Origin of the sequence: Paenibacillus sonchi (genome assembly GCF_016772475.1) — a bacterium.
GTDB lineage: Bacteria > Bacillota > Bacilli > Paenibacillales > Paenibacillaceae > Paenibacillus_AQ > Paenibacillus_AQ sonchi.
Genome location: NZ_CP068595.1, coordinates 4,988,041 through 5,012,149, shown reverse-complemented (window position 1 = coordinate 5,012,149; position 24,109 = coordinate 4,988,041). Strand labels below are relative to the sequence as shown.

The following is a 24,109-nucleotide window of genomic DNA, read 5'->3' as shown; positions in this document are numbered from 1 at the left end:
GAAAACTTTCTATATAGGTTGAACTTGAATCCGTACTATTATTGTGGATCAGTTGATGTTTCGCATGGCTGCACTTCGTGCAATAGAAAGCGAATTCCGGCCTAGTTTGAAGGGGATTCGCATACTGCTCCTTCTCTTAATACCTCTCCTCACCACGGAGACTTGTCTACTGTCCACTACCTTACAGCCGTGTAAGCTTCCTTTAAGAAACTTTAAAGGTGGACGTAAGCTAAATCTATGGGTGCTGAACTTCGTGTGGACTATGCTGGATATAGTGTTCATTTAACTTCATACCGAAGGAGTTCAGAAACATGAAGCGTAAAGAAAAAACAATATTTTTCCGGGGGCTTGCCCTCAGCATGATGATTGCCGCAAGCTTGACAGTTCTATGGGGCTTCTCCACCCACATGAAAGCCGAGTCCGCTCAGCCGCCCACTGCCGGAAGCACAGAGGAATTCAAGCAATTGCTGGACCGCAAAGTCCCCCAGTGGCAGGAGACTTACGGGGTACCTGGTGTGGCAGTAGGTGTGATACATAACGGGAAAGTCGCCTACACTCTGAATTATGGGGTTGCCGATACTAAAAGTCACCAGCCTGTGGGTAAGGATACACTATTCGAGGCAGGGTCGATCTCCAAAAGCCTGACCGCATGGGGCATCCTGCATCTTGTAGACCAAGGTCTGCTCTCCCTGGATGATCCGGCGGCAAAATACCTTACGCGGTGGAAGCTGCCGGATTCCAGGTTTGATCCGAGCCAGGTGACAATCCGGCGGTTGCTTAGCCATACCGCAGGCTTGCCTGCGCACCGAGGCTATCTGGGAACCGCTCCGGGAAAAAAGCTTCCGGCACTGGAGGAATCGTTATCCGGAGCCGGTTGGTCCAACGATCCTGTAAGAGTGGCCGTAGCTCCCGGCACTCAGGAAGTGTATTCAGGTGCAGGTTATACACTGCTGCAGCTGGTGATCGAGGAAGTGACCGGCCAGCCGTTTGAACAGTACATGGACGAGCAGGTGCTGAAGCCGTTAGGGATGAAGCACAGCACCTTCGCAGCAACCACCGGCAGTCCCTTCATGTCTACTGGATATGGATATTTCGGTCAGGCGCTGCCGGATTATCAATTTACCGAAAAAGCCGCCGCCGGCCTATCCACCACCTCTGCTGATCTGGTGTCATTGATTATAGACAGCATGAATGGGCGGAATGGACAGCTGCCGGTCAACCAAGTGGCCGCAAAACCGCTTATTCAGGAGATGCAGACACCGGTTCTGACTGACAGCGGTTTAGGAATCTTCACAAGAACCCTGCCGGACGGTCAGGTGATGTTGTATCATCCGGGGGATAACCGCGGATTCCATAGCTTTTACGGGTTCGTCCCGGAGTCCGGCGACGGGCTTGCAGTTCTGACAAACAGCGAGAACGGAATTGACTTGCGGCAGGATATTTATAATGCATGGGTCCGGTCACTTACCGGTTCTGTACCCGATGGAGCCGATGCACTTGCCGCCGGAAGACAGACTAATGCATACATCACGCAAGGACTTGCAGCCGCGCTCGGCCTATATCTGGTTATCTTTTCCATCCGCTTGCGCAAGCGGAGAAGAGTGTTCATAACGAAGCATTCACAGCAGCCTTTTATCCGGCTCGGGATACGCGTGGTTCTGCTTACAGCAACCGGTACTTTATTGTTCCTGGTCTCTTATTCCTGGAGCATTTTGGGTCTCCAGTCCGGCTTAAAAAACATCGTACTCGTGGTTTTTGCCTGGCATCTCATTTTGCTCGCCGCCGGCTTTTTCCCGAAGACCAGAATACGGAAGTGACAGCAACCTGCTAAGATTAGAACGGCTGCGCCTCCTTCCCTGAAAGGCGCAGCCGTTTGAAGCCGGTGCTGTCCGTGAACCTTGCAGCCGCTGCTCCAGGGGAAATCTTAGTGACTGTTTGTCATCCTATTGCTTCATGGTTCCGGGAGGCAAGCTCAAGTGGGAAAAGGGGACTTAATTCCCCCACGTCCCAGCTCGCCATTCCACCTTTCGGGCTTATAGGGTTGCTCCTTACGAAAAGCTACGAGGCGACTTGGCTCTTACCTCGACAGGACTTTCACCGGTTAGTTATACCTAGCTTAGCTAGGTGCGCAGCAATAAAAAAGAACTTGATCAAAATGATCTGTCCTTTTTATGATTTCATCTACTGACCCAATGAATCCTACGGCAACCCTTTAAGTGGAAAAAGGTTAACTAATTTGCCGGAATACCCATCCTCGGGCAGGTCTAAGTGGAAAAAGGGACACTAATTCAGCTCATTTCGCCATTATTCAAGAAAAGTAGTCCAATTAAGTTTACTTTTTCCACTTAAATCTTAGGATTTTTTACTTTCCGGAAAAATAAGTTCCCTTTTTCCAACTAGCACCTGCGAAGAAACCGGTAAGTAATTGCTAGTTGGAATTAGGATATTTAGACCAACTCCCCCTCAGAACCCGGCCTTCGCAGCCCTAACAACGGTATTTCTGCCGTTGCTCGTAACAAATTTATTTATTCTACAACTTTAAGCATAATTTTATCCACTTGCGGAGGTTTCCTATACAATAAAGCTTCGCTTCCCCAAAACATATAAATTCTTATCTTTCAAAAAAACCTGCCCCCGTTGCATTCTCACTTGGAGAATCCGTCAGGGGCAGGTTTAATCTTTCGGGTGAAGCGCCAATGTCAGCACCTTTTTCTCAAACGCTCTTTATAACACCTTTTTTCAGGATGATATTGCCGTACAGCGCTTCCTCCCCGGTCACCACAATGGCATAAGCACTTCGGGCGCGGGTATAGAAGGCAAAACGTTCTTCATGAGTGATTACCGCTTCCTTGTCATGTCCCGAAATGATTTCCTTATAGGTGTCCCAGACCACGGGGACTGTGGAATCTCCCGGTACGACACTCATCAGGGCGGCCTGATAGTCCGCATAATGATCCAGCGGGAACAGCTCCAGAATCGCGTCCAGCAGCTCTGGAATACCGGTGCCGTCGCAGCGGATGACTCTGGAATGCAGCGCATGTCCGGGGAAGTTGGCGTCGGCAAGCACAAGTTCGTCGCCGTGGCCCATTTCCATCATGGCCTTCACCAGTTCGGGAGAGAGCAGCTTGGGGATTTTGTTCAGCATCTGCCGCTCTCTCCTTTACATTCCGTAGAAGGACCGCAGCGCCACCAGCTCTTCAATCCGGTTCGGCGGCAGCTCCCGCTCCCCGTGGATCATGCGGGTCAAAAAGGTCAGCTTGGCGGTGTATTCCAGCCGTTCCATATTCATATAAGCTCCCATTACATCCTTGCCCCAGGTCAAAGCCCCATGGCTTTCCAGCAGTACGGCTGTTTTCTTGCCCAGGAACGGCATGATGGAGTCAGGAACCTCCTCTGTGGAAGGCGTGCCGTATTTAGCCAGCGGGATCTCGCCCATGGCAATTACGGATTCCGGCATCATCATTTTGTCGAGCGCTTCCCCCTTAATGGCAAAAGCAGTGCCAAATGGCGGGTGCGCATGGACCACCCCGTTCATCTCGGGAAGCTCGCGGTATATCCGCAAATGCATTTTGACTTCCGTTGAAGGTCTATAGCCTTCCTGGGCCTCCAGAATCTCTCCCTGAAGGTTGACCTTGACCAGCATATGCGGCTCCAGGTAGCCTTTGCTGACCCCGGTCGGGGTAGCCAGCACCTCAGTTTCGCTCAAACGGGCAGAGATGTTGCCGTCATTCGCGGCAATAAAATCCTTATTGAACAGATTTTTGCCGATATCACAAATTTGCAGACGCAGTTTCTTTTCCAGCTCATCCATGGTTTACTCTCCTCAATTCTCATTTATTCGGCCGGTACACCGTCAGGGTCTCGGATGCGCCAACGACTTCAGCGGCGCGGCTGAAATCCAGTTCCCCCAGCGCAGCCAGCTGTACCAGCAGATTCCCCAGCGCACTGGCTTCAACGGGACCGGCGATAATCTCTCTTCCGGACGCATCCGCCGTCAACTGGCAGAGGAGCTTGTTCTGTATGCCCCCTCCGACCATATGAACCTTGCGGATCCGGGTGCCTGTTATTTCCTCCAGCTCCTGAAGCGTGGATGCGTAGGACTTGGCGAGGCTATCCAGAATCGTGCGGAGGATGGCTCCTTTGGTTTCCGGCACCCGTTGGCCGCTGCTCCGGCAGTATTCCGCGATCCGTCCCGGCATATCGCCGGGCGTGCTGAAGAGCGGATCATTAGGCTCAATAAAAGACTGTGCCGCCCCCTCCTTCCCGGCAAGCGCGGTCATCTCGCTGAAGCTGAGCGCTTCACCGGCTTCAGCCCAGACCCTCCGCGTTTCCTGCAGCAGCCACAGGCCGGTAATGTTCTTAAGCAGCCGGTTGCCGTTGCCGCAGCAGCCTTCATTCGTGAAGCCATATTCATAGCTTAACGGGGTAATGACCGGCGCCTTCGTTTCCATCCCGACCAAGGACCAGGTGCCGCAGCTGATAAACGCCGCGCCGTCCTTGTCCGCGTAAGGAATCGAAGCTACGGCTGAAGCCGTATCATGGGAAGCGCCGGCAATCACGCGGATGGGCCCGCATCCGAGCTTGGCACAGAGCTCGGGCCGCAGCGTGCCGATAGCGATTCCCGCTTCAACACGGGGCGGAATCAGCCTGGTTGGGATGCCAAGTCTGCCGAATACCTCCGAAGAAGGTTCACCCGTAACGGCGTCCAGCAGCCCGCTTGTGCTCAGTATCGTCCGCTCCGCAGAAGAGGCTCCAGACAGCAGGTACAGGAACAAATCCGGCATCATGAGAATGTGGCCAACCTGCTCCTGAAGCATGGGGTCCTCCTGCAAATCGGCGAACAACTGATAGACCGTATTGATCGGGTCCGGCTGATTGCCGGTCAGACGGAACTGCTCCTCCGGCGGCAGCAGCTCCTCCAGCCGGGCACGGTATTTGCCTACCCGCTGGTCGCGGTAATGATGCGGGGCATTCAGCAGCTTCCCCGCATGATCCACAAAGCCATAATCTACTCCCCAGGTATCCACACTTAGACTAGCAATTTCATTGCCAGCCTGGACCGCCAGCAGAATTCCCTGCTTGATCTCCTTAAGCAGCTCCGGAACGTTCCAGTACAAATGGCCCCCGGCCTCCACCGGGGTATTGGCAAACCGGTGCAGCTCCTCCGTAACAATCCTGCTTCCGTCATAGGTGCCGAGAATCACTCTACCCGAGCTTGCCCCAAGGTCAACGGCCAGCAGCTTCTTCAGCTTGCTCATCTCATCCACCTGCCCGTTCCCGGATATTAATATAGCGGTCCGAAATTCCGGCAGGCCCGGTAGTCGGCAGCTTCGAGGCTCTCCGTTCCGAACAGCGACCAGACGCGCGGTCTGAAGATCCGTGATTCCTCCACATTGTGCATACTCACCGGGATGCGCAGCATGGATGCCAGTGTAATCAGGTCCGCACCAATATGCCCATAGCTGATTGCTCCGTGATTGGCCCCCCAATTGTTCATCACATCGTATACCGAGCTGAACGAACCGGAACCGGTCAGAACAGGGGCGAACCAGGTTGTCGGCCAGGTAGGATCGGTCCGTTCATCCAGCGTGCGGTGTACCTCCTCAGGAAGCTCCACAGTATAACCTTCCGCCAGCTGCAGAACAGGCCCCAGCCCCTTAACCAGATTAAGGCGCGCCATCGTTACAGGCATACCGCCTTTGGTCAGATAATCGGTAGAGAAGCCGCCGCCGCGGAAGTATTCCTGCGATGCCGCACGGAACTGTGTTGCCTTCAGGGTAGCTTCCACCTCTTCATCTGTGATCTCCCAGAACGGCTTGATTACCGGCTTACCGTCCCTGCTCTGTTCACCTGCGCCGTCCAGCGCGGCGGAGCCTGAATTGATCAGATGGAGCAGGCCGCCCGCCGCCTCGCCCTGCAGCTCATATCCGGTGACCCGCTTCACTGCGGCCGGGCTCCAGTAGGTGCGGACATCGGCAAATATCTGCGCCGTATTCGTCAGCAAGTAATTGAACAGCATAGTCACCCCGTTCAGGCTGTCATTCTCCGTAGCCAGAATATAAGGCGCGCGCTTACCGTTCCAGTCGAAGGAGGAATTCAGGATCGTCTCCATGAAGTCACCGTTCGGGAAATGATCCGTCCATTGCCGCTGCCCCTGGAAACCGGCGGCGAGCGCGTTGTGGCCTTGAGCTTCTTCTGCAAATCCCAGCTCAGCCAGTACCGGATTGCCGATCATCAGGTCGCGGCCGATGAGCGCCATCTTGACGCAGGTTTCCAGCTGGACTGCCTTCTCTTCGCTGCTGACCTGCAGGTGCGCCGGGTTATTGTCGGGTCCAATCCGGCAGTTTTCCTTCGTCCACTGCAGCGCGCGGGCAAATTCCTCCTGATCGTAAATCCCTTCCTCGAAACGGCGGACGAACTCGGACATATCGATATATTCATTGCGCATGCCCAGGTACTCCTGAAAGAACTGGTCATTGACAATCGAACCGGCGATGCCCATGGAAACCGAACCCATAGACAGGTAGGAGTTCCCCTTCATCAAGGCAACGGCAAGTGCCGACTTGGCGAACCGCAGCAGCTTGGTCTGCACATCAGCCGGGATTTCCTCGCTGCCGGAATCCTGCACATCCTCCCCATAGATCCCAAAAGCCGGAATGCCCTTCTGGGCGTACGCCGACAAGACAGCGGCAAGATAGACCGCACCGGGCCGTTCCGTACCATTGAACCCCCATACCGCATGCGGGATGGTGGCATCCATATCCATCGTTTCCGAGCCATAACACCAGCAAGGTGTCACGGTAATGGATACGCCTACATTGGCACTTGAGAATTTGGCCTGTGCGGCCGAAGCTTCCTTCACACCGCCGATCGTAGAATCAGCAATCACACATTCTACAGGTGAACCGTCAGGGTAACGCAGATTGTCCTGCAGAAAAGCCGCGACCCGCTCCGCCATGCCCATCGTCTGGACTTCCAGTGATTCGCGTACGCCGCGGCGTCTCCCGTCAATCGTTGGGCGGATGCCGATTTTGGGATAATGAGTTGTCATGCCTTATAACCTCCTAAGAATAATAAGAACAATATTAAGCGCTTGCATCTCCTCCTATCATAAAATCATAATCATGTGATGTCAACATAAAACCACATTTTATTGTGTATTTTTGTGGTTTTTGAAATATAAATGTGGATTATTCTGTGGAATTCCCTTTTATTTATTCTTCGCTTTATAGTAAAATAGAAAAAAAGATTAACTATGCAGGAGGCCGTCTTCGTGAGAGCGTTCGAACGCCGAGAACTCATTATCAATAAGCTGTACCGCCACAAAAAAGTCCATGTCGCTGACCTGGCCCAGGATTTCGATGTTTCCGAAGAAACGATCCGCAGAGATCTGGAGAAGCTGGACAAAGAGGGCATTGCGAAAAAAAGCTATGGCGGGGCCATCCTGAATGTCCACACCAACGAGGACCCTTCCTACTCCCACAGACATGCGGTGAATATTGAAGCCAAGCGGGCCATTGCCGAAAGTGTCCTGGACCTGATCAATGACGGCGACAGCCTGATGACAGATACCAGCTCTACCGCCTTCGAGGCGCTGAAGAAAATTACCGAAGCCAAAAAAAACCTGACGATCATTACCAATTCACTGGTCGTCCTCTCCGAGTTTCAGCATTCCGGGCACAAGCTGATTTCCACCGGCGGTGTGCTGGGAGCGGAGACCAACTCTTTTGTCGGGCCGAGCGCTTCCCATACCATTCAGCGGTATAACGTGGATGCGGCGCTGTTCAGCTGCAAAGCCCTCTCGATGACGGGGGGACTGAGCGATTCCAATGAAGCCGAAAGCGAGCTTAAGATTCTTATGCGGCAGCAGGCGAGCAAAGCCGTCCTTCTGGCCGACCATTCCAAGTTTGACCGGATTGCTTTTGTCAGGCTGTTTAGCTTTGACGAGATTGATTATATCGTTACCGACGGGAAGCCCTCGGACGAGTGGATCTCTTTTCTGAACAAATATCAGGTATCGCTTCTCCATAATCCCGCAGAGTAAGCAGGCGCACAGCGAAAGAGGCGGACATGTCAAGGGCCCGGTTTCGTATCCTTTGCTTTATTTTATTTCAGCCCATGCCCTATAATTAGAGGAAACAAGTCCATGAGGTGTACAGATGAACGAAGACAGATATGACAAAATCGACGAGCTGATGGAAGCATTTCAGCAATTCTCCAAGATCAACTGGCAGAAGAACAATCCATCGCTGCTAAAGCCCAGTGAGATACGCGTGCTGATCACGATCAGATTAGGGACCGAGAAATCCGGGAAGCCGGTGCTTACCATCTCCGACATCAGCAAAATGCACAAGGTCACCTCCCCCACCATCACCCAAATGGTGAACAGCCTGCTGGCGCAGGGCTATGTGGTCCGCACCAGCGATGCCCAGGATAAGCGGGTCAGCGGGATTGCTCTGACAGACAAAGGCGTACGTTTGGCCGACGCTGCTGTGGCCAGAATCCGTGATACGTTCAAGGGGATGATTGACTATCTCGGCAAGGAGCGCAGCAGAGCGCTGATTGAGCTGTTGAACGGGGTCTATCACTATTTTGAAGAAATCAACGGGCAGCTGGAGGACTGAGAAATCTTATGTTCCGCACAAAAAAACAGTAAGCACAGGGTAAGCCCCATACTTACTGTTCCGGTTTACTGCTGGTCCGGACGGTCCGGCAATTGCAGCAGATAGCTGTTCGACAGGTTCAGCAGCCGCTCCGCAGCTTCGAACTGCGCTTCTGTAGAGCCGCCCTGGACGACCGAATTATCGCTTAGACTATAGTTGCTTCCATCCGCGTAATCATTCCCCGTCAGATAAATGCTCGTATTATTCACGAAGGAACCTGTAGGCAGGAAATGTCTGAACGGGATAAGGTTCGAGTCCGAGTTGAGCAAATCCTCCCCGAAATGCAGCTGATTCTGCAGCGGCACGCCCAGCAAATTGGATACTGTCGGCAGAATATCAATCTGTCCGCCCGTCCGGTCTACAACCGCAGGCAGAGAGCCGCCCGGCGAGTGGACGATGAACGGAATATTGAACATATCCGTATAACCGTACTCATGTCCGATCATCTCTTGCAGCAGAGCCTTCTCATCCTCACCCAGGGTGTACATCGGCACGCCTTGATGATCTCCGTAAAACACAATCAGGCTGTCATCCCACAGTCCGCTGGTCTTCAGGTCCTTCAGAAACTGCCCCATCGCATAGTCGGCATAATTCTGGGCTTGAATATAGTCCCCCAGCAGCGTACCTTCTAAGCGCTCCGGCAGCTTCATCTTGAACTTCTCCTCGGGAATGCGGAACGGATGGTGGGCGCTCATGGAAATGACCATCGCATAGAACGGCTGATCCTTGGCATCAAGTGCGGCCAGCTCCGGAACCGTTTTGGCGAACAGCACCTCATCCGAAGATCCGAATGCGATATGATCATCATCGCCATAGAAGCTCTGGTCATAATACTTGTCAAAGCCTATCGCCTGGTACAGAGCCTTGCGGTTCCAGAATTCCACACTGTTGGTGTGAAAAGTAGCTGTAAAATAACCGTTCGCACTCAGCAGCTTCGGCAGGCTGGGCACGGATTTGTTCATATAAGGCGATGACGTTGCCGGTTCATTCTTGGGCACATAGAATGAGGAGTTCACCACGAACTCGGCATCCGAGGTCGTCCCCTGGCCCGCATTGGTGTAAAAATTATTGAAGTACGTATTGCTGTGCGCCAGCTTGTTGATGTTCGGTGTGATCTCCTGCCCGTCAATGGTCAGTCCGATCAGAAAGTTCTGGAACGATTCCATCTGCACGATAATCAGGTTTTTGCCCTTGTCAGCCCCGGCGTACTGCGGCTGCTGCGGGGGTTGAACCCCTTTAACCGTATCCACGGCCTGCTGGGTAATCTCCTTGCTGTCTATAAGCTCTTCGTTCTCCGTGCTGTCCGCGAACAGCGTGTAAACTTCATAGTTCAGAATCCCCATGCTCTCCGCTTTTTTTATCTCGTTCATGCTCGCATGGTTAGGCCAGATATTGAAGAAGCACAGCGCGAGCGAAACGGCGGCCACGGTAAGCAGGACTGGGCGGCTGATGCGGTATGTGCCTCTCTCCTTCCATTTGGCAATATATTTAGGCCGGAACATAAAAAACAGGAAGAAGACGATATCCACAAAAATAAACAGATAATACGGCGTAATCAGGGAATAGGTGCTCTCTCCGACCTTAGTAACCTTATCCGCTTGCTGCAGTGCATGATAGGTCGCAATCACACCATAATATTTGTAATACATCAGGACGGCAAAATAAATCACCGTGATGAACAAATTCGCAATCATGTAGTACAGAATCTTCCGTTTGGAGGACAGCCATTCAATCAGACTGAATACAATGATGAAAAAGGGAATTTCGGTGAAGACCATACTCCAGTTCGGACCGTCGCTGAACACGACAAACCAGGCCACGGCGCTTTTGAGCAGCAGCACGAAGGTGAATAATAGAATCGGCCGGTTTAAAATGCTATTCAATGATTTCTTCATGAAACAATTCATTTCCTTTCAAAAAAATGATGGACTGCCCCGCTCGTGTTATCAATCCCCTACTGCATTAAATCACAAAGTACATAGGTTATCAACCTATTTTCAGAAATAAAAACACACTGCTAATTATATATGCGCACCAAAAAAACGGAAGCCCAAAAACATCACATGAAGTTCCGGACTTCCGTTTTTTTAGAATGAATTTATAAATTTCAATGCTTCAAGAAGGCTGCTCCGCCAATGCTGTGGATCAGTGATTCAAAACCGTTGCTGGCCATGTGAGGATAGCTCATGCAGAGCTTTTGATATTCCTGAACGATACGTTCGTGAAGCGGATGATCGGCAGGAATTTGTAACTGGGAGGACAGGACTTCGCTGAGTCCCATATTTCGGATCGAATCCTGAAGCTGCAAAGCATCCGGGTCTGAATAATGGTCAAAAAAGAGGGCTGAAGTGATCGCCGAGACCAGACAGTCTGTCTCCAGACCCAGTCAAGCTCAGCGCTGTGAAATTGACTTGCTGTTGGCGTCTGCTTGTAAAAACCAAAACAAAGGCTTTCTAAGCGCGTCAAGAGCGGCAGATAAGATAACACAGCCTGATTGCGTTTGCAAACAGAACAGAACAAGCCCATTCCAGCTTATTTTGTGAGCGCTATCATAAGCGGAGTTTGGGCAGGGCTGAAAACGCCTGAAACCCTTAATACCTCTGGACTTGCAAGGCTTCAGCCAGCAGTGCGCAGGAAGTGAATGAATCCGCCTGCTTTGCGGCCCGCCAAAATTCGGGCGAATTTTTTTCAGAACACGCCTTTTTATGCCTGCAAGGCACAAAAACCCCCTTATTCTGCGGTTGGCATCCGCACACAGGACAAGGGGGAATTGGGGGGCTGATCAAGCAAGATTATGGCGTTGACCGGGAATCCTGACTTAACCCAAGCTTCTTCACCAGCGGCTTGATCGACAAGCCTTGCACCAGAAGTGAGAACAGGACCACGCTGAACGTCAGCACCAAGATGTCCTGCCTCCCTTCAAAAGACATGGGCAGACTTAAGGCGAGCGCAATCGACAGGCTTCCCTTCAATCCGCCCCAATTCAGCACTGCCTTCCAGGAGCCGGGGAAATTCTTCAAGAACGCAAGACTTGAGTAGAGTGCGATGGTTCTGCCAAGTAATACGATAACAATCGCAGCCAGCATCAGCCACCATTTGTCCGAGAAATCAATATTTTTAATTTCCAGCCCAATCATCAGGAAGATCAAGGAATTCGCCACGAGGGTGATCACATCCCAAAAGGAATTAATGTTCGTCTTCGTAGTTTCGGACATGCCGATCCGTGCTCCATAATTGCCGAAGATCAACCCGCTAACGGCAACCGCTATAACTCCGGAGACATGGAAGTGCTCTGAAATGAAGTAGCTCCCAAAAAACAGCAGCATGGAAAAACCAATCTCCAGCGGAAAATCATCATACAGGCGGATCAGCTGTGAGAACAAATAACCCATAATGGCACCAACCAGGATGCCCCCGAGCGCAAACTTCAGAAACAGCAGAATACCGCTGCCGATTCCCGCCCATCCCATTTCCATGTATGAGAGCAGGTACACAGAGGAAATCTGGAACAGTACAACAGCAATACCGTCATTGAAAAGAGACTCCCCTTCAATGATGGTTACCACATTTTTGGGCACACCGAGAGATTTGAAGATGGATATGACGCTTATCGGGTCTGTTGCGCTCATCAGCGCCGCAAATGTAAAGGATACAATCAAGGGCAGTCCCAAGCCGAAATATACCGCAAGACCGATAATCAGAAATGACAGCAGCGTTCCGCCAAAAGCCAAAGCAAGCACCGGTTTGCTCTGTTCTTTCAAATGCGAAAAGGGCAGCTTCAGTGTGGCGTCACCCAAAAGGATCGGCAGGAATAAAGAAATGATAATTGCTTGAAACACATGCGACTGTGTGATAAAAACCTCCGCCTCCTCCAAGACGGGAATATGCACAAAACCCAGCAGCAGTCCAACCACTACCAGTGCAATGGAATATGGCTGGTTAAGCTTTTTGGCAACCGCTATAACGCCCATGGATACAGCAAGCAGGATTAGAACCTGAATGAAGATTTCATCGAAATGATTCATTTGTCACCTCAGCTATTGAATTTTGACTTTAACAAACTTTATAGAGTATACTCTAACAGCGCTTAATTCCCAGCATTTTCAGCTGGAAAGCGGGGGAACCAGTCAATTGGGGCGAATCATTAAGCATCAGAATGTTAGGGTACCATCTTACCCGAGTCCGTCAGCTAACCTCGTCAGTAGTGGACGGGTCTGCTTTTTTAGTTATTTCACATAACCAGAGACCCTTGTTAAGGGTCTCTTTTTGTGCTTTTCAGACCCTGCTGGCTGCAGTTTGGCTTTTGACACGATTCCCCCTTCTTATCACTAAATAAGACTAGGGAGAGATGTACATGCAAAAGGTAAAGTACATAACGGATATCAGCAAGATTGCTAAGCTGTCAGATCTGAGCATGTCAAGATTATCCGTCTCGGCTCCAAAATCCCCGTCTTCAATCCCATGCGCATTTATGAGGATGAGGATTTCCTGAATATCATTCGGACTTACTCGACTGAAGAACACCGGATCTATGTAATGGCGCATATTAATCATCCCCATGAAATCACAGCCGAAGCCCGCAAAGCATTTCAAGCCCTTCACCATGCCGGTGCCATTGTCGTCAATCAAACCCCTGTCCTGAAAGGAATCAATGATGACCCGGAAGTTCTCGGAGAACTGCTCCGTCTATCCTGGGCCGGAGTCACTCCCTATTATTTCTTCGTTAACCGGCCAGTCGCCGGCAACCGGGAGTTTGTTCTCCCCCTTGAACGTGTCTATCGCATTGTTGAGCAAGCCAAATCACGAACCTCCGGTCTGGGCAAAAGAGTGCGGCTGGCCATGAGCCATTCCTCCGGAAAAATAGAGATTCTGGCGATTGATCAAGGCAAGGCGTATCTCAAGTATCACCAATCCAGAGACGGGGAATACGGCAAGTTCATGATTCTGGACTGTCCGGTGGTTCGATGATTTGCCCGGCAAAGAGGAGCACTGGAACAGACCTGTGCAGGCAACAGGCATGTTTTCGGCTTCCGAGGATCTATTGCTGCAAGCTGCCCTTTCTGACTGATGGCTCAGCAGGGCGGTATCATCCGCCCTCCAGCCCGTCGCCCCGCTGATGAATGGCATGCTGGTCGATCAGGAAATTTAACAGCAGGCGGTTAAAAAGCTGCGGCTGGCACAGATGGCTGGGGTACATGGCATCATCCAGCACCACCAGCTGCGCCGAAGGCAGCATGGAGGCGTTCTTGCTCGCCTGCGCCAGCCTCCACTCATTCTGGCTTCCGGTTACACACAGCACAGGAACCTGCAGCTTGGCCGCATAGGCAAGAATATCAATCTGGCGCAGGGCAATCCGCTGTTTGATCCCTTCGGTTGGCCGTTTATGCAGCAGCTCATTCCGGAGGATATGATAAGCGGGCAGCCATTTGTTATAGGCGATTCTCAGGGAGCGCAGAAGCAGCTCAGGCGGCAAATAATACGATATCCATGAGCATCTCTCGACAATTCCCCATAACCGGTTATTTAACGTGGAATCATGTCCGTTCGAACAGTTGTCCACCAGCACCAGCGCACGTACCAGCTCCGGGTTCTGCACAGCGAATTTCTGGGCCAGCACACCCCCGCCGGAGCTTGCGACGAGAATCACGCTCAGCAGCCTCAGACGGCGGAGCAGCTCCTTCAGATCCTCACACTGGGTATCCAGAATGCGGTGAACCTCGACATCCATTTTTCCGGACAACCCGTTCCCTCTCAGATCCAGAACAATCACTTGAACACGGTCACGAAAATACTCAATTTGCGGCTCAAACAGATGATGCGAGGTCAGGTGATCATGAATAAAAACAACCGGCACCCCTGTACCATAGGTTTCGTAGTAGATAGTAGTTCCATTTAGTTGAATTTGCGGCAATCCATTCGTCTCCTCTCTTCTACGCTTACGGGGTTAGCTGACGGATTCGGGCCTGAAGAGTAGCCCTACTCGAATGTTCGAGATTCACCCCTTGGCATGCCAGTTGCAAAACTGCACACGCGGTGGTTCCCCCGCTTCTTTTACAGAATTCAGCGAAAAAGACAATATTCTTTAGTTTACTATTATTTATACTGTGAATCATTCTCCTTCGTCTCATTCTTTTCCAGCACCGGCTTCAGATCATCCTGCACGCTGCCCTTCCATAATGGCACACCCGAGCGGTAAGCCGACCGGCCATTCAGATGCCCTGCAACCGGAGAAGTGATGAAGACGAATACAATCGCGAGCAGCAGCTTGATGCTGACTATGTCTATATAGAAGTAAAAAAACAGAAAGGCTCCTGTCAGCACACACAATACACCCAGTGTAGCACTTTTGGTGGCGGCATGGGAACGTAAATAGACATCCGGCAGCCGGACCAGTCCAAACGCGCCAAGCCCGCAAAACAATGCGCCCAGCAATACCAGTATCACAATTAGCAGCTCACCGATCAAGCTTATCACCTCCATGCTCCATAACCGTGTCTCTTTCAATATATCTGGCTAATGCCGTAGTCCCGATAAACGTCAGAATTCCGATTACAAGGACAATTTCGAAATAATCCTCTGTCTTCTGCCGCATGCTCAGTACCGCGACCACCGCCAGCAGATTGATGCCGATGGTGTCCAGCGCAGCAATCCGGTCTGAACGGGTTGGGCCTTGAATCAGCCTGTACAGGCAGGCCAGCATGGCCAGTGCCAGGATCGTCAGTGAAATATTAAGAAGTATCGGAATCATTGCCGGGTCACCTCCATAATCGCTTTTTCAAAGGTTCCCTCGATCTGGCGGGAGAGCTGGCCGGCGTCCTCAATATCCATAGCGTGAATATAGAGGGTCCGGCCGCTTCCCGACACCTCCAGCGTTAGCGTCCCCGGTGTCAGACAGATGAGGCATGAGAGCAGGGTGACCTCAAAATCGGATCGAAGTGCGGTTTCATAGGCGAAGATGCCCGGACGAACGGTCAGTCTGGGACGAATAATTTGCCGGATGACCGCAAAGCTGGACCAGACCAGTTCCCGCAGAAACAGTGCCAGCAGCTTCACTATGGACCACACGCGGTTCAAATAAAGCGGCTCAGGAAGGAACTTGTGCAGCACCATCAGAATTCCGCTTCCCAGCAGATAGCCGATTACAAAGCTTGAGCCTGACCCGTCGCCGCTCAGCATCATCCACAGAAACGCAGTCATCAGGTTTAATAAGATTTGAACAGCCATCTTCATCTACTCCTTCAATACAGCTTCAATGTAAAGCCGGGGCGAACCAAGCACTTCCCCCGCCTGTGATACATAGGTATTCACCCGCTCTGCTCCAAGGCCCATCAGGATGACCAGAACGAGGAGTCCGGCAGCCACCGCCGTCCCGCTTTTTAGTTTAACCTTGGGCGGTTCCGTGTCCGGCATATTGCCCCAGAAGGCAAGTCTGAACACCTTGATCAGCGAGTACAGCACGAGCAGGCTAGAACCCAGTCCGATGAGGGATAACGTCAGCATTCCAGCATCCAGTCCTCCCCGGATGATCAGCACTTTACCGGGAAATCCGCTGAATGGGGGGATGCCGGCAAGTGCCAGTGCCAGTGCGAAAAAGCTCCAGCCCAGCAGCGGGTAACGTTTGATCAGCCCTCCCATGTGCTCAAGCCGATCCGTACCCGCAGCGGCAATCATTAACCCTCCGAGAATGAACATAAGGGCCTTGCCCAGCATATCGTGCAATAGATAAAAAACAGCTCCATCCAGTGCATCCGGTGTTCCCGCAGACAATCCGAAGGCGACAAAACCCACACTGACAATGACATTGTAGTTGAGGATGCGCGGGATATCATTGTATGCAACGGCACCCAGTGAGCCGAGAATCATCGTAGCCGCCGCCATCCAGGCGATCCAGCCATTCGTGAAATCAGGATCTTCGGCAAAGATAAGCGTAAAAGTTCTTATAATGGCGTACAGCCCCACTTTGGTAAGCAGCGCCCCGAACAAGGCCCGGACTGCTGCCGGCGGCGCACTGTAGGAGCCGGGGAGCCAGAAGAACAGGAACAGCCCGGCCTTTAGAGCAAAGACGATCAGAAACAGCACAGCGATCACATTAAGAACACCGCCCTGCCCTGCCTCGTGAATACGCTGGGACAGGTGAGCCATATTCAGTGTGCCCACCGCTGCATACAGGTAAGCAACTGCTGCTACAAACAGCGTTGAGGACACAATGTTAATCAGCAGATACTTAGAGGTTTCCCGGAGCTGCAACCTGATTCCACCCAGGGATATCAGCGCGTAGGACGAGATTAGCATCACTTCAAAGAACACGAACAGATTGAAGATGTCTCCGGTCAGAAAAGAACCGTATACGCCCACAAGCAGAAAATGAAAAAAGGTATAGTAATAAAATTTTTCCCGCTCCGCACCGATGCTGGTGAAGGAATACAGCAGAATCCCCAGGCTCACCACCGACGCCGTCAATACCAGCAGTGCTGCAAACATGTCTCCTACAAACACAATGCCATAAGGCGGAGCCCAGCCCCCCATGTGCAAGGTTTGTATGCCCTCATGATGGATGCGCGCGGCCAGTATAACCGACACAACAAGATTCAGAATTCCGCCCAGTGTGCTTATCCACCGCTGCACCAGCACCTGCTCTTTCAGAAACATCAATAGAACAGCCGTACACAGGGGAATCAGAACCGGCATGACCAAGAGATTATTCATTGCTCCTCCTCCCGGACGTTATCCAATTCATCGGTCCCGTGAGCCTGGTACGCACGATAGGCCAGTACGAAGAAGAACGCGGTAACCCCGAAGCTGATCACGATGGACGTCAGAATCAGCGCCTGCGGCAGCGGGTCCACATAGGCATCCGCCTTGCCGCCTAATACTGGTGCTGCCCCTTTTTTTAGTCCGGCCATAGTCAGGAGAAGCAGATGGACGCCATGCGTAAGCAGGGAAGTACCGAGTACAATCCGCAGCAGGGTTTTGGACAAAATCAGATACACGCCGACCGTAAATAAAACACCGACCGCTACAGCCATCATCCATTCCATTTCACTCATCCCCCCTATGGTAAAAATAACGTTCATGGTCACGCCAATGACTGCCAGATATACACCCAGATCGAACAGAACCGCTGTCGCAAGTTCAGTATCGCCAAGCAGCGGCAGATCAAAATGGCCAAAGGAATGGCTCAGGAACGGCGCGCCAAACGCAAAGGAGCCTGCCGCTGTCAGAATCGCGGTCAGCAGCCCCGCCGCCGTGAGGACGCGGTAATTAACCGGGAGAAGTTTGCGGACCGTATCCACTCCCAGTGAAATCGCCATCAGCATCAGACCTGCGGACGTCATTAAAGCGCCGATAAAACCTCCGCCCGGATGATTGTGTCCGGCAAAAAACAAATACAGCGAAAAGGTAAGGATAATGACTACAATCACTTTGGACATCGTCCGCAGAATCACATCATTGCTGCGCAGCGGAAACAGATAGGGTGACGGTTTGTTTTTTTCCGCCGGGGTCAGCGCCCCTGGCTCCATTCTCAGGTGGACCAGCGCATAAATGCCAAGGGATGCAATGCCGAGAACCATGATTTCAAACAGGGTATCGAAGCCCCTGAAATCTACCAGAATGACATTTACTACATTTTTGCCGCCAGCCAGGGAATAGCTTTCTTTAAGGAAAAATTCTGAGATCGGCGCAAAAGGACTGCTGCCCATCGCCGCCAGTGCAATCAGTGTCATCGTCAGACCAACTCCCACAGCTATAATGAGATTCGGCCATTTAAAGGAAGCTTTGTCCTTCTCCCGCTTCAGCTTCGGCAAATATCTGAAGCACAGCAGGAACAGGATCACCGACACCGTCTCCACGATCATCTGCGTCAAGGCAAGGTCTGGCGCACGGAAGATCACAAACAGCAGGGTCACCATGTATCCGACCGTACCTGTGAACAAAATGGCATTTACTCTCGACTTGGCAAAAGGGACGGCAAACGCTGCTGCCAGCATGACCGCAACCACCGCCGCTTCGTACATCGATACCGGAGCGTAGTCCGTCATGCCCAGGGTTATCCCCTGCGCTCCAAGCAGCGTACTCCCCAGGGCAATGATGAAGAACCCGAAAATGTACAGCAGATAATGCCGGTTGCTGCCAGTCATATAGAGGTTGGTGAAGCGGGCTGATCCGCCTTCCAGCGCGCGAATGCTGAGGTTATATATACGGTTAAGCGAATCCCTCCCGCTCCATTCACGCTCCAGGATCCGCAGTCTGCTATAGCCCCTATACAAAAGCGTTCCGGCAGCGATTACGCCAAGGGTCATAAAGATTTCCGGAGTCCAGCCATGCCAGAAATGGATCGGAACATGAAGGTTTTCCTCCGGCGGCAGCAGCCCATATTGAATCGAAGCTACTGCCGGCTCAATTAAGGAAGAGCTTAAGAGGTCCGGGAAAAAGGCGAAGATCACCGCCAGGGAAACTAGCAGCACTGGGGAAAATAATAGCCCCGGCGGCGCTTCATGCGGCACTTTGTCCAGCTTCTCCGGCTGCAGCTTGCCGGTGAACGTCCGGAAGACCAAGATCATGCTGTATACAAAGGTAAATACGCTTGCTATCCAGGCAAGAACCGGAAACAGCAGCAACCAGAACTGTGTACTCCATACATGCAGCTCCCGGATATCAAGCACAGCGGTAAAAAACATCTCTTTGCTCAGGAAGCCACTGAACGGCGGAAGCCCGGCCATGGACAAGGCGCCGATGAGCGCCACGGAAAAGGTAACCGGCATCAGGGACATTAATCCGCCCAGCTTGCGCAGATCCCTCGTATTCGTCTCGTGGTCTACAATGCCAACCACCATAAACAGGGTTCCCTTGAACACCGCATGGTTGATCAGATGAAAGACAGCCGCCGCAGTAGCCATAGCATAGAATAGAGACTCTTCTGTACCTGTAAAGAAGGCCGCCGCCGAGCCCAGTCCCAGCAGGCACATGATCAAGCCCAGCTGGCTAACTGTAGAAAAGGCGAGCATCGCCTTCAGATCAGTTTGCTTAATGGCTTTGAACGAGCCATATAACAGAGTGGCCAGTCCGCACACGGAGACCAGCCAGAACCATTCGGACTGTCCGGCGAAGACGGGCGTCAGCCGTGCCACCAGATACAGCCCCGCCTTGACCATCGTCGCTGAATGGAGATAGGCACTGACCGGAGTCGGCGCCTCCATGGCATCGGGAAGCCAGATATGAAACGGAAATTGTGCGGATTTGGTGAACGCTCCCAGCAGAATCAGCAGCATAGCCGGAATGAACACCGGTTCCAGGGACAGCTCTCCGGCTTGCAGGGTAATCTCCCGGATACTGTAGGTTCCGCTCATCACATACAGCAGGTTGAACCCGGCAAACATCGCCAGTCCGCCAAACACGGTGATCAGCATCGACTTGAGCGCTCCGTAGCGCGATCTCTCCCGGCGGTGCCAGAAGGCAATCAGCAGGAAGGAAGTAATACTGGTCAGTTCCCAGAACCCGTAGAGCACCATTAAATTATCAGACAGCGTGACTCCCAGCATGGCTCCCATGAACATAAGCAGATACATGTAGAAGTTATGGATGGATTCCATCCGCTTTTCCAGATAATAAATCGAATATAAAACTACCAAAGCTCCCATCCCTGTAATCAGCAGGGCGAACAGCAGGCTCAGCCCATCCAGCACCAGGGTAATATCAATCCCCAGCGAAGGCATCCACGCTACCGTGGCCACAGTATTTTCCCGGATTGAACGGACCGGATCTGCAGCAGGAAATACACAAAAAGAGCCATAGGAGCAGGCAGCACCGCCCACCCGGCGTGAAGACGCGGAAAACGCTTGACGAGCGGGATCAGAACAGCCAGCAGAAATGGTATTAAGATTGCAGCATGCAGCACAGCTTCGCACTCCCCCTCTTTCAAATCAGTAAACTATTTACCCGGCTTAACCCAGACCCCCTGTACAATCCTTAGGTACTGCGCTTCACCATTCTTAACGATTTTGAATAAGCCGCTGTTGAAATCGGTGTCCAGTTCACGGAAAAATAAACCCTTTACCGCTTCTTCTCCTTCGGGCTCATCCACAAGCACATAAGCATCGCCTTTCTTCACCAGATAAGCGGTAAAACCCTTTTCATGGGACTGTTCCAGGAGATCGGGGTAGCGCTGTACAGCTACTATGTGGAGATCAATAGGACCAAGCAGCTCAATCAAGTCATTGATAAAATTACCGCGGGTGATCTCCTGCCACAGCGTCTGGCCGGACTGGCCAATGATAATCTGCGTGACTCCCCGTTCCCGGGCGGTGTCCACGATCACTTCGGCTGTTTTCTTCCCCATACATTTCCGGACCAGAAATTCTCCTCCGGCTTCCTTAGTGAGTGTCTCCCACCCGGAGATATATTGCTCCTTCCCATGGTTGTACTCATTATCCTTAGATGAATCCACAGTGAGTACACATAAAGGAGCATTCAACAACTGAGATAACTGGCTTCCTCTTTGAATCAGCCGCTGTCCGTGCGGTCCATAATGTACACATACCATAATGCTTTCACTGTTCGATCTGAGGTTCATACGCTCCGCCTCCTGCCTTAAATTCCCATAAAAAAACACAAAAAGAGCCCGCTGTTGGCAGGCTCCTCCGGGTAAATCCATATACAATTACATTGATTATATAGGCTACCGGGAAGATTGTAAAGGAACAAGCGGGTCAGCCGTTGGCTTCACCGCCACAAGCGTTAGGTTTACATAACACCTGTAATATCCCCTTTTTCCCGGAAGGTTATTACATAGGATATAGATTGAACTTGAAATCCGTAGTCTTCATTTGGGATAACAATAGTGGATTTGTTGCCTGACTGTACTTTGTGCAATAGTACGCTCAGTGTTCCGGATACGAATCGCATTCTGCTGTATGCTTAGCCCTGCTCACCTTTGATAAATGAGCGGTAGGCTGCAGGGGTGCGCTGTTCGTATTTTTTGAAAATTTTGATAAAATAGCCAGCATCGCAAAAGCTCAGATGATCGCTGATCTCATTAACCGACAGCCCGGTCGTTTCCAGCAGCTGCTTGGCCTGTCCGATTTTGAGCCGGGAGACATAAGCCGAGAAGTTCTCTCCGCTCTCCCGCACGAACAGCCGGCTGAAATAACTGGGGCTGATGTGACAGAGCCGGGCCATCGCCTCCAGAGAGAAATTCTCATGCTTGCGGCTGTAGATATAATCGAAGGCCGGCTGCAGCGTTGGGTTGGAACAGCTGACAGCGGATAGGTCCGGAATGGCCGCTGCTTTGTTCCCGCTTTCTATGGGTGCAGCGGAATCGGACAGCTCTTGCTGCACCGCTTGAGGTGCGGGACAGGACGAATCTGCCAGCGTCTTGTGGGGCAGAATATCTACGGCTGGTGCAGCGAGGGCCTGCTGGTACAAATCCATAATTTCATTTTTCCGGCTTGCTTCCTCAACGATATAATTGCACAGATGGGACAGCATTTCGGCGATGGTGACCACTTGAGCATACGGCATAACGGGCAGCTGCTCATACTCCTGCCTTAATGCTGCGAATGCCCCGGCGCTCTCCGGTGTTGTCGGACGGGTTACAATCTGCTCCAGCCGTGATCCGTCATTGTCTGCAAGCCGCACCTGCCCCGCCATCACAGCTCCGACATATTGATTGTCCACCGTTATGGGTATAGCTATATCCAGAATGCTGAAGTGGCATAAATACACATAAGGTTGGTTCAGCCGGACCGCCTCCAGTCCGCCGCGCGCATCACATTTCTGGCAGTAGGAGGACAGCTCGGCATCCCGGCGTACCGCCTGGCAGAAGGCTTGGCAGCGGCTGTGCCGGGTAACCGGAACTCCTTTGTAATCGACGGTAATGATCGCCATTTGTGTGACGAGAGACAGAGAATCCTGCAGCGCCTGCCATTTCTCAAGATCAATAATCGACTTCAGATCATATTTGGATAACATCATAGCCGTTTGTCTCCATCCCCGGCAAATATGCCTGTTCTATACTGAATTATAGCGAAACCTGGCGTAAGAGAACAAGATAATTATATTTTTTCGGAGGATGACAAAAATTTACGATCTGAAAACGCTTAAATCTGTCAATTTCCTTCCATGCATCTAATTTAGCCCGTGTCTATAATGAGGATAGGCTCACAAAACTTAGCATATGCTTTCGAAGCGGGTTTTGTACGAAGTGTATTCAGGAAGTTAGGCTCACAAAACTTAGCGTATGCTTTCGAAGCGAGTTTTGTACGAAGTGCATTCAGGAAGTTAAGCTCACAAAACTTTTAGGAGGAAAAAGCCATGAGAAAAGTGTTCATCAGCCCGACCAAATATATTCAGGGGAAGACGAGCTGCTTAACCTGGGGTATTTTGTGAAGACCTTCGGAGACTCCGCCCTGCTGATTGCCCACCCCGATGATGTGCAGCGGGTCAAGGCCAAGCTGGATGCCACCAGCAGCAAGTTCGGTATTACCCTGATCACGGGAAATTTCCAGGGAGAGTGCTCCCGCCAGGAAGTCGCCAGGCTGCAGGCGCTGGCCCGTGAACATGCTTGTGCCTGTACGATTGGCCTCGGGGGAGGCAAAGCCATTGACACGGCGAAATGCGTAGCCGAAGGCGATGCCTTGATCATCGTGCCCACGATTGCCGCAACGGACGCTCCCACCAGCCATTCTGCGGTCCTCTATACACCGGAAGGCGCTTTTGACGACTATGCTTATTTCAAACAAAGCCCCTCCGTGGTCATGATCGATACAACCATCATCGCTGAAGCCCCTGCCCGATTCCTGGTGTCCGGCATGGGGGACGCTTTGTCCACCTATTTTGAAGCCCGGGCCACTTCGAGATCCTTCTCCAATGTCAATGCCGGGCTCCCCTGCGGAGTCCGTGAAGGCGTCAGCCCGGAAGCCAAAGGCACCAAGGCTGCGCTTGCCCTGGCCCGCGTCTGCTATGAAACCCTGCTGGAAGATGGCGTCAAAGCCAAGCTGGCCTGTGATCAGAATGTTGTGACCCCGGCACTGGAAAATATTATTGAGACCAACATCCTGCTGTCCGGCCTCGGTTTTGAGAGCAGCGGACTTGCGGCAGCCCATGCCATCCACAACGGACTGACGGTTCTGGAAGGCAGCCATCATTATTACCATGGCGAAAAAGTGGCCTTCAGTACATTGGCCCAGCTGGTGCTGGAAAATGCGGACAGCTGCGAAATCCAGGAAGTGCTTGCTTTCTGCGCTTCCGTAGGCCTTCCTGTATGCCTGGCTGATATCGGCGTGCACTCGATCACCAGGGAAGAGCTGCTGGAAGTGGCCCGCAAGGCCTGCATTCCGGAGGAATCGATCCATTCGATGCCGTTCCCGGTCACACCAGAGGCCGTAGCCGCAGCGATTACCGTTGCCGACCAGTTGGGTCAGGCCTTCAAGAAAGGCAAGGTGTAAACA

At 52.0% G+C, this 24,109-nt stretch carries 17 protein-coding genes, 4 pseudogenes and 2 riboswitches; of the genes and pseudogenes, 5 read left to right on the top strand and 16 right to left on the bottom strand.

The window, feature by feature from the left end; all coding sequences use genetic code 11:
• The first annotated feature begins 311 nt into the window (after positions 1-311).
• The gene (locus JI735_RS22230; RefSeq protein WP_202676446.1) at positions 312-1,817 is read left to right on the top strand and encodes a serine hydrolase domain-containing protein; all 1,506 of its coding nucleotides are present in this window, start codon (positions 312-314) and stop codon (positions 1,815-1,817) included.
• A gap of 896 nt (positions 1,818-2,713) precedes the next feature.
• Here JI735_RS22230 and fucU read toward each other — a convergent pair.
• Genes fucU through JI735_RS22210 form a run of 4 tightly spaced genes read right to left on the bottom strand, consistent with a single transcriptional unit; the run spans position 2,714 to position 7,051 of the window.
• A complete protein-coding gene (gene fucU / locus JI735_RS22225; RefSeq protein WP_039839483.1) occupies positions 2,714-3,145 on the bottom strand; it encodes an L-fucose mutarotase in 432 nt (143 codons plus the stop codon).
• A gap of 15 nt (positions 3,146-3,160) precedes the next feature.
• Entirely contained in the window at positions 3,161-3,811 is a 651-nt protein-coding gene (locus tag JI735_RS22220) for a class II aldolase/adducin family protein (protein ID WP_039839486.1), read from the bottom strand.
• Positions 3,812-3,830: 19 nt separating this feature from the next.
• Complete coding sequence (locus JI735_RS22215; protein ID WP_202676445.1) at positions 3,831-5,258, bottom strand: rhamnulokinase; 1,428 nt, start codon at positions 5,256-5,258, stop codon at positions 3,831-3,833.
• Positions 5,259-5,284: 26 nt separating this feature from the next.
• Positions 5,285-7,051 (bottom strand): L-fucose isomerase, encoded by a 1,767-nt coding sequence (locus tag JI735_RS22210; RefSeq protein WP_039839494.1) that lies wholly within the window; start codon positions 7,049-7,051, stop codon positions 5,285-5,287.
• A 222-nt stretch (positions 7,052-7,273) separates the two neighbouring features.
• Between JI735_RS22210 and JI735_RS22205 the strand changes: the two genes are divergently transcribed.
• Both JI735_RS22205 and JI735_RS22200 read left to right on the top strand, forming a co-directional pair.
• On the top strand, positions 7,274-8,044 hold the full coding sequence (locus JI735_RS22205) for a DeoR/GlpR family DNA-binding transcription regulator (protein ID WP_039839497.1): 771 nt from the start codon (positions 7,274-7,276) through the stop codon (positions 8,042-8,044).
• 115 nt (positions 8,045-8,159) lie between these two features.
• Entirely contained in the window at positions 8,160-8,624 is a 465-nt protein-coding gene (locus JI735_RS22200; protein WP_051052325.1) for a MarR family winged helix-turn-helix transcriptional regulator, read from the top strand.
• 65 nt (positions 8,625-8,689) lie between these two features.
• Here the strand turns inward: JI735_RS22200 and JI735_RS22195 are convergent, their stop codons facing one another.
• The 3 genes from JI735_RS22195 to JI735_RS22185 form a co-directional block, all read right to left on the bottom strand.
• Complete coding sequence (locus JI735_RS22195; RefSeq protein ID WP_039839498.1) at positions 8,690-10,558, bottom strand: LTA synthase family protein; 1,869 nt, start codon at positions 10,556-10,558, stop codon at positions 8,690-8,692.
• A gap of 212 nt (positions 10,559-10,770) precedes the next feature.
• Positions 10,771-10,944, bottom strand: a complete 174-nt coding sequence (locus JI735_RS22190; RefSeq protein WP_157771518.1) for a hypothetical protein — start codon at positions 10,942-10,944, stop codon at positions 10,771-10,773.
• Positions 10,945-11,455: 511 nt separating this feature from the next.
• Entirely contained in the window at positions 11,456-12,688 is a 1,233-nt protein-coding gene (locus JI735_RS22185; protein WP_039839500.1) for a cation:proton antiporter, read from the bottom strand.
• Between the two features lie 49 nt (positions 12,689-12,737).
• Positions 12,738-12,882, top strand: a riboswitch (cyclic di-AMP (ydaO/yuaA leader).
• A 191-nt stretch (positions 12,883-13,073) separates the two neighbouring features.
• Here JI735_RS22185 and JI735_RS22180 point away from each other — a divergent pair.
• A pseudogene (locus JI735_RS22180) lies at positions 13,074-13,731 on the top strand (KamA family radical SAM protein); the annotation flags it as partial.
• An 18-nt stretch (positions 13,732-13,749) separates the two neighbouring features.
• On the opposite strand, the gene JI735_RS22175 reads toward JI735_RS22180, so the two are convergent.
• The 9 genes and pseudogenes from JI735_RS22175 to JI735_RS22135 form a co-directional block, all read right to left on the bottom strand.
• Positions 13,750-14,574: an alpha/beta fold hydrolase gene (locus JI735_RS22175; protein WP_039839503.1), complete on the bottom strand. Its 825-nt coding sequence runs from the start codon at positions 14,572-14,574 to the stop codon at positions 13,750-13,752.
• 7 nt (positions 14,575-14,581) lie between these two features.
• Positions 14,582-14,739, bottom strand: a riboswitch (cyclic di-AMP (ydaO/yuaA leader).
• A gap of 17 nt (positions 14,740-14,756) precedes the next feature.
• Positions 14,757-15,134 (bottom strand): monovalent cation/H(+) antiporter subunit G, encoded by a 378-nt coding sequence (mnhG, locus tag JI735_RS22170; protein WP_233182841.1) that lies wholly within the window; start codon positions 15,132-15,134, stop codon positions 14,757-14,759.
• Positions 15,118-15,411, bottom strand: coding sequence for a Na(+)/H(+) antiporter subunit F1 (locus tag JI735_RS22165; RefSeq protein ID WP_039839508.1), 294 nt, complete (start codon positions 15,409-15,411; stop codon positions 15,118-15,120). The genes mnhG and JI735_RS22165 overlap by 17 nt, the downstream gene beginning before the upstream one ends.
• Positions 15,408-15,887 (bottom strand): Na+/H+ antiporter subunit E, encoded by a 480-nt coding sequence (locus JI735_RS22160; protein WP_039839510.1) that lies wholly within the window; start codon positions 15,885-15,887, stop codon positions 15,408-15,410. The genes JI735_RS22165 and JI735_RS22160 overlap by 4 nt, the downstream gene beginning before the upstream one ends.
• 6 nt (positions 15,888-15,893) lie before the next feature.
• On the bottom strand, positions 15,894-17,369 hold the full coding sequence (locus JI735_RS22155; RefSeq protein WP_039839512.1) for a Na+/H+ antiporter subunit D: 1,476 nt from the start codon (positions 17,367-17,369) through the stop codon (positions 15,894-15,896).
• Positions 17,366-17,689 (bottom strand): annotated as a pseudogene (locus tag JI735_RS22150) (Na(+)/H(+) antiporter subunit C); the annotation flags it as partial. The gene JI735_RS22155 and the pseudogene JI735_RS22150, both read right to left, overlap by 4 nt.
• A gap of 24 nt (positions 17,690-17,713) precedes the next feature.
• Positions 17,714-20,559: pseudogene (locus JI735_RS22145) on the bottom strand (Na+/H+ antiporter subunit A); the annotation flags it as partial.
• Positions 20,560-20,592: 33 nt separating this feature from the next.
• Positions 20,593-21,234 (bottom strand): universal stress protein, encoded by a 642-nt coding sequence (locus JI735_RS22140; protein WP_039839523.1) that lies wholly within the window; start codon positions 21,232-21,234, stop codon positions 20,593-20,595.
• A 344-nt stretch (positions 21,235-21,578) separates the two neighbouring features.
• Complete coding sequence (locus JI735_RS22135; RefSeq protein ID WP_325175530.1) at positions 21,579-22,634, bottom strand: AraC family transcriptional regulator; 1,056 nt, start codon at positions 22,632-22,634, stop codon at positions 21,579-21,581.
• 339 nt (positions 22,635-22,973) lie between these two features.
• Here JI735_RS22135 and JI735_RS22130 point away from each other — a divergent pair.
• Positions 22,974-24,106: pseudogene (locus JI735_RS22130) on the top strand (glycerol dehydrogenase).
• Positions 24,107-24,109: the final 3 nt, after the last annotated feature.

Bases quoted from the DNA above. Each gene is read 5' to 3' on its own strand.
- JI735_RS22230 (WP_202676446.1), top strand. From the start codon at position 312: ATGAAGCGTAAAGAAAAAACAATATTTTTCCGGGGGCTTGCCCTCAGC.
- JI735_RS22160 (WP_039839510.1), bottom strand. From the start codon at position 15,887: ATGGCTGTTCAAATCTTATTAAACCTGATGACTGCGTTTCTGTGGATG.
- JI735_RS22200 (WP_051052325.1), top strand. From the start codon at position 8,160: ATGAACGAAGACAGATATGACAAAATCGACGAGCTGATGGAAGCATTT.
- JI735_RS22190 (WP_157771518.1), bottom strand. From the start codon at position 10,944: ATGGGACTCAGCGAAGTCCTGTCCTCCCAGTTACAAATTCCTGCCGAT.
- JI735_RS22195 (WP_039839498.1), bottom strand. From the start codon at position 10,558: ATGAAGAAATCATTGAATAGCATTTTAAACCGGCCGATTCTATTATTC.
- JI735_RS22165 (WP_039839508.1), bottom strand. From the start codon at position 15,411: ATGATTCCGATACTTCTTAATATTTCACTGACGATCCTGGCACTGGCC.
- JI735_RS22155 (WP_039839512.1), bottom strand. From the start codon at position 17,369: ATGAATAATCTCTTGGTCATGCCGGTTCTGATTCCCCTGTGTACGGCT.
- JI735_RS22140 (WP_039839523.1), bottom strand. From the start codon at position 21,234: ATGAACCTCAGATCGAACAGTGAAAGCATTATGGTATGTGTACATTAT.
- JI735_RS22135 (WP_325175530.1), bottom strand. From the start codon at position 22,634: ATGATGTTATCCAAATATGATCTGAAGTCGATTATTGATCTTGAGAAA.
- JI735_RS22185 (WP_039839500.1), bottom strand. From the start codon at position 12,688: ATGAATCATTTCGATGAAATCTTCATTCAGGTTCTAATCCTGCTTGCT.
- JI735_RS22210 (WP_039839494.1), bottom strand. From the start codon at position 7,051: ATGACAACTCATTATCCCAAAATCGGCATCCGCCCAACGATTGACGGG.
- JI735_RS22215 (WP_202676445.1), bottom strand. From the start codon at position 5,258: ATGAGCAAGCTGAAGAAGCTGCTGGCCGTTGACCTTGGGGCAAGCTCG.
- fucU (WP_039839483.1), bottom strand. From the start codon at position 3,145: ATGCTGAACAAAATCCCCAAGCTGCTCTCTCCCGAACTGGTGAAGGCC.
- JI735_RS22220 (WP_039839486.1), bottom strand. From the start codon at position 3,811: ATGGATGAGCTGGAAAAGAAACTGCGTCTGCAAATTTGTGATATCGGC.